Source organism: Microbacterium sp. GbtcB4, assembly GCF_019091465.1.
In the GTDB taxonomy this organism is placed as follows: Bacteria; Actinomycetota; Actinomycetes; order Actinomycetales; family Microbacteriaceae; genus Microbacterium; species Microbacterium paraoxydans.
The window spans coordinates 1-244 of record NZ_JAGXJJ010000394.1; the positions used below are offsets into that span (position 1 = coordinate 1).

The 244-nt window shown below is 75.4% G+C and carries 1 protein-coding gene; it reads left to right on the plus strand.

Going from position 1 to position 244, the window contains the following annotated elements; all coding sequences use genetic code 11:
• A partial coding sequence (locus KVS71_RS18265) for a hypothetical protein (RefSeq protein ID WP_217585246.1) occupies positions 1–244 on the plus strand: 244 nt, incomplete at both ends.

The window sequence follows — 244 nt, forward strand, 5'->3', positions numbered from 1 at the left end:
GGCCGCAACACGGGCGACTCCGTCCTCGCCCCGGTCGAGATCGGCGCCGACCTGCGCGCGGCGCTGGCCCACGCGTCGTACAACGACGCCGTGTCCGCCACCCGCGGCGACGTCCGCGTGGCCGACGGCGCCCTCTCGTGGAACGGCGTGCTGCGACCCGGCCAGGACGTCGTGATCACCTACTCGGTGACCGGCGACGCCACCGCCGGCGGCGAGACCATCGCGAACACGGCCACCGGAGAGG